Below are 4,465 nucleotides of genomic sequence, written 5' to 3'. Positions count from 1 at the left end.
ACGCGGGATGAGATGCGGTGGACGCGGCAGCGTCAGGCGTGCGACGGTTCGCAGGGCGGGGGGCGGTATGCCAAGCGTGAGCGAATACCTCGTAAGCAAGACGACGGCGCTGAAGCGTACGGGGAAAACGTGTGGTCCTGGCACCCAATGCTGGTGTCAAGTCTTCGGAGGTTTCGTTCGGCTCAACCGGGCCTTACAAAACCGTTAATCCGAAGGCGACGGTAGCAACAGAGCTTATCTTGCCGGGGAGAGCGCGTCATAAACCGTAAACCCATTGTGTGGGGAATGCCGGATGATCCGGTGCCTCGCTGTTACTCGTGTGCGTCGGCCGTTTTTTTTGCACGCGAGGCCGCGGGTGCCTCTGGGCATCGCGGCATTCCCCGCGCCCTCTGTTATCTCGAGGGTGAAACGTTCTGGCAAAGCCCGGGCGCCCCGCGCCGCGGGGCGCGAATGCTTTTCCGAGGATGGTTTTTGAAATTTTCGCATACCCCCATACGCCTCCCGCGCTTGATCTTGCCTGCGCCCTGCCGTTACTTGGCCGAGGAAACAACGGCGCGGACCGGCGCGCCGAACATCTCACGGGAGCAAACACCACCATGGGGCCGCTTTCGGGCGTCAGGATCATCGACATGACGACGGTGCTGATGGGGCCCTATGCCACCCAGATGCTCGGCGACTACGGCGCCGACATCATCAAGATCGAAACGCTGGACGGCGACGTGACCCGGCAGATCGGCCCGACCCGGCATCCCGGCATGGGGCCGGTGTTTCTCAATACCAATCGCAGCAAGCGCAGCATCTGCCTCGATCTGAAAAAGCCGGCGGGACGCGACGTGGTGCTGCGGCTGATCGCCTCCGCCGACGTGCTGGTCTACAACGTCCGGCCGCAGGCGATGGCGCGGCTGCAGCTCGGCTACGACGTCGTTGCAAAACTCAATCCGCGCCTGGTCTATGCCGGCGTTTTCGGCTTCGGCCAGGATGGCCCTTATGCGGCAAAACCGGCCTATGACGATCTGATCCAGGGCGGCTCGGCGCTGGCGCATCTGATGGCGGTCGGCGGCGACGACACGCCGCGCTATGTGCCGAACGCGCTGGTCGACCGCATCGTGGGCTTGACCGCGGTCGGCGCGATCTGCGCCAGCCTGGTGCATCGCGACCGCACCGGGCGCGGCCAGCGCCTGGATATCCCGATGTTCGAAACCATGGCGGGCTTTGTCATGGGCGATCACCTGGGCGGCCTGACCTACGACCCGCCGCTCGACAGAGGCGGCTACGCGCGGCATCTCTCGCGCGACCGGCGGCCCTACAAGACCTCCGACGGTTTTATCTGCGTCATCGTCTACAACGACAAGCAATGGAACAGCTTCTTCGAGGCCACTGGCCGCGACGATCTGCGCGGCGATGTCAGGTTTGCCACCTTTGCCGGCCGCGCCGTCAATATCGACACGGTCTACGCCGAGCTGGCCCGCATTTTTGCGACGAAAACCACCACCGAGTGGACCGAGCTGCTGGACAGGGCCGATGTGCCGGTCATGCCGATGCACGATCTCGAAAGCATCCTGCAGGACCCGCACCTCGTCGCGACGGATTTTTTTCCTGTGGTCGATCATCCGACCGAGGGCCGGATCCGCAACATGAAGGTATCGGCCACCTGGTCGGAAACCCCAGCCGAGCCGACGCGGCTGGCGCCGCGGCTCAACCAGCACGGCGCCGAGATCCTGCATGAGGCCGGCTACTCCGCGGACGAGATCGCAGCGCTGGTGCGCGACGGCGTCACCGGAGCTTCGCCCGGCACGCCCAGGGACTAGAACCCATGGATTTCGCACTTAGCGCCAACCAGGAATCGATCCGCGACGCCGTCGCCAGGATTTGCGCGCGCTTCGACGATGCCTATTGGCTGAAGAAAGACAAGGAGGGCGGTTTCCCTGCCGACTTCCATAAGGCCCTGGCCGATGCCGGCTGGCTCGGCATCTGTATTCCCGAGGCCTATGGCGGTTCAGGCCTCGGCATTGTCGATGCCGCGATCATGATGCGCGCCGTCGCCGAATCCGGCGCCGGCATGTCGGGCGCCTCCGCCGTGCATATGAATGTGTTCGGGCTCAATCCCGTGGTCGTGTTCGGCACGCCGGAGCAGTGCCGGCGAATGTTGCCGCCCGTTGTCGCCGGCACCGAAAAGGCCTGCTTCGCCGTCACCGAACCCAATACCGGCCTCAACACCACGCAATTGAAGACGTCTGGATCTCCACCGCGCAGGTCGCCGAGAAGATTCTGCTGCTGGCGCGTACGACACCGCTGGAGCAAGTGAAAAACCCAACCCGCGGCCTCAGCCTGTTCTATACCGATTTTGATCGCAGCCGTATTGCCGTGCACGAGATCGAGAAGATGGGCCGCAAGGCCGTCGACTCCAACGAGCTCTTCATCGAGAATTTTGCCATTCCGGTCGAGGATCGGCTGGGCGAGGAAGGCCGCGGTTTCGAATACATCCTGCACGGCATGAACCCGGAGCGGATCCTGATTGCCGCCGAAGCGGTCGGGCTCGGTGGGCTGGCGCTGTCGCGGGCCGCGGCTTACGCCAAGAGCCGCATCGTATTCAATCGCCCCATCGGCCAGAATCAGGCGATCCAGCATCCGCTGGCAAAGAACTGGATGGAGCTGGAGGCAGCCTGGCTGATGACGCTGCAGGCCGGCTGGCAATATGATCGGGGCGATCCTTGCGGCCCCGCCGCCAACGCCGCGAAATATCTCGCCGCCGAAGCCTGTTTCCAGGCCTGCGAGCAGGCGGTCATGACCCATGGCGGCTTCGGCTACGCCAAGGAATATCACGTCGAGCGTTACCTGCGCGAATCCCTGATCCCGCGCATCGCCCCGATCAGTCCGCAGCTCATTCTCAGCTTTATCGCGGAGAAGGTGCTCGGCCTGCCGAAGTCGTATTGAGGTTCTGGCACGATGGCAAAGCAATCGTCATTGCGAGCGCAGCGAAGCAATCCAGCTTTGGTGCCGCGAAAAAGAAAGCTGGATTGCTTCGCCGCAAGAGCTCCTCGCAAAGACGATAAACCCGCCCTTTGCGATGTGCTGCGCCGTCGGGTCCATCGCGGAGGCGGCACGCCATGAGCTTCATCACCGGCGTCGGATTGACGGCCTATGGCAGGCATGAGGGTTCATCCTCGCTTGACCTGATGAGCCGGGCGGCGGAGCTTGCGATATCGGATGCCGGGCTGAAACGCGGCGAGATCGATGGCGTGCTCTGCGGTTACTCCACGGTCTCGCCGCACATCATGCTGGCCACCGTGTTCGCCGAGCATTTTGGAATCCGGCCGACTTACGCGCACGCAGTGCAGGTCGGCGGCGCCACCGGTCTCGCCATGGCCATGCTGGCCCATCACCTGGTGCAGGCCGGCGTGGTCCGGCATGTGCTGGTCGTCGCCGGCGAGAACCGCCTGACCGGGCAGAGCCGTGACGCCTCGATCCTGGCGCTGGCGCAGGTCGGACATCCCGATTACGAGGTGCCGCTGGGCCCGACCATTCCGGCCTATTATGGGCTGGTCGCCTCGCGCTACATGCATGAATATGGCGTGACGCAAGAAGACCTCGCCGAATTCGCGGTGCTGATGCGAAGCCATGCGCTGTTGCATCCCGGCGCGCAGTTTCACGAACCCATCACAGTCACTGACGTGATGGCATCGAAAGCGGTGGCGCTGCCCCTGAAACTCCTGGATTGCTGTCCGGTATCCGATGGCGGCGCGGCCTTCGTCGTCAGCCGCGAGACGACCGGCGAGGCCGGCGTGCGCGTGCTCGGTTGCGCGCAGGCCCATACCCACCAGCATGTCACCGCGGCGCCCGCCTTGAGCGAACTCGGCGCCGAAATTTCCATCGCGCGGGCAAAGCAGGCCGCCGGCGTTGACATTTCCGACGTGCGTTACGCCGCGGTCTATGACAGCTTTACCATCACGCTGGCCATGCTGCTGGAAGAGCTTGGCCTGGCCGGGCGCGGCGAGGCGGCGGCGCTGGTGCGCGCAGGATATTTTTCCCGCGACGGCACGATGCCGCTCAATACCCATGGCGGACTTTTGAGTTACGGCCATTGCGGGGTCGGCGGCGCGATGGCCCATCTGGTCGAAACCCATCTGCAGATGACCGGACGCGCCGAAAACCGCCAGGTGCGCGACGCCTCGATCGCGCTATTGCACGGCGATGGCGGCGTGCTGTCGTCGCATGTCAGCCTGTTTCTGGAGCGGACGCGATGAGCGGGGACTGGACCACGGGGCAAGCCGCGATCATCTACCAATCCTGCGCGGCCTGCGGCGCACGGCAATATTTCCGCCGCAGCTTTTGCGCCGTCTGCGGCGCGCCGGACCCGGCGGAAGCGCGCGCCAGCGGCGAGGGGACGGTTTATGCCACCTCGCTGGTGTGCCGCGCCGCCACGCCCGAGAGCCGCGCGCATATTCCCTACAATATCGTCCTGGTC

3 protein-coding genes and 1 pseudogene are annotated in these 4,465 nt (G+C 64.4%); all 4 read left to right on the top strand.

Going from position 1 to position 4,465, the window contains the following annotated elements; genetic code table 11:
* Nucleotides 1-596: 596 nt before the first annotated feature.
* Nucleotides 597-1,808 (top strand): CaiB/BaiF CoA transferase family protein, encoded by a 1,212-nt coding sequence (locus ABSG20_RS34625; RefSeq protein WP_423868929.1) that lies wholly within the window; start codon nt 597-599, stop codon nt 1,806-1,808.
* 5 nt (nt 1,809-1,813) lie between these two features.
* Nucleotides 1,814-2,934: pseudogene (locus ABSG20_RS34620) on the top strand (acyl-CoA dehydrogenase family protein).
* 173 nt (nt 2,935-3,107) lie between these two features.
* Entirely contained in the window at nt 3,108-4,244 is a 1,137-nt protein-coding gene (locus ABSG20_RS34615; RefSeq protein ID WP_423868928.1) for a thiolase family protein, read from the top strand.
* Nucleotides 4,241-4,465: Zn-ribbon domain-containing OB-fold protein (locus ABSG20_RS34610; protein WP_423868927.1), on the top strand; the 225-nt coding region annotated here is incomplete at its 3' end. The genes ABSG20_RS34615 and ABSG20_RS34610, both read left to right, overlap by 4 nt.

Origin of the sequence: Bradyrhizobium sp., assembly GCF_049512235.1 — a bacterium.
Taxonomy (GTDB): Bacteria; Pseudomonadota; Alphaproteobacteria; order Rhizobiales; family Xanthobacteraceae; genus Bradyrhizobium.
This window is presented reverse-complemented; position numbering and strand designations above follow the sequence as displayed.